At 60.0% G+C, this 668-nt stretch carries 1 protein-coding gene; it reads right to left on the bottom strand.

The window, feature by feature from the left end:
* Positions 1–2 precede the first annotated feature (2 nt).
* A partial coding sequence (locus HT585_RS31560; protein ID WP_246708039.1) for an EF-Tu C-terminal domain-related protein occupies positions 3–668 on the bottom strand: 666 nt, incomplete at its 5' end.

Below are 668 nucleotides of genomic sequence, written 5' to 3'. Positions count from 1 at the left end.
GATTACTCGACGATCGAAGCGACGATGCCGGCGCCGACGGTACGGCCGCCTTCGCGGATAGCGAAGCGCAGCTTTTCTTCCATCGCGATCGGAACGATCAGCTCAACGGCAACGGTGACGTTGTCGCCAGGCATAACCATTTCCGTGCCTTCCGGAAGCGTCACGATGCCGGTAACGTCCGTCGTGCGGAAGTAGAACTGCGGACGGTAGTTCGTGAAGAACGGCGTATGACGGCCGCCTTCTTCCTTCGTCAGGATGTAGGCTTCTGCCATGAACTTCTTGTGCGGCTTGACCGAACCCGGCTTGCACAGGATCTGGCCACGCTCAACGCCGTCACGGTTAACGCCACGGATCAGCGCGCCGATGTTGTCGCCGGCCTGGCCCTGGTCGAGCAGCTTGCGGAACATTTCAACGCCCGTAACCGTCGTCTTCGACGTGTCGCGGATACCGACGATTTCAACTTCTTCGCCAACCTTGACGATGCCGCGCTCAACGCGACCGGTCACAACCGTACCACGGCCCGAGATCGAGAACACGTCTTCGATCGGCATCAGGAACGGCAGGTCGATCGGACGCTCAGGCGTCGGGATGTAGGCGTCGACAGCAGCCATCAGCTCGCGGATCGCGTCTTCACCGATCTTCTTGTCGGAATCTTCAAGAGCAGCAAG

It is taken from the genome of Ensifer oleiphilus (assembly GCF_013371465.1).
Lineage (GTDB): Bacteria > Pseudomonadota > Alphaproteobacteria > Rhizobiales > Rhizobiaceae > Ensifer > Ensifer oleiphilus.
The sequence above is the reverse complement of the archived record's forward strand: the minus strand, read 5'-3'. Positions and strand labels throughout refer to the sequence as shown.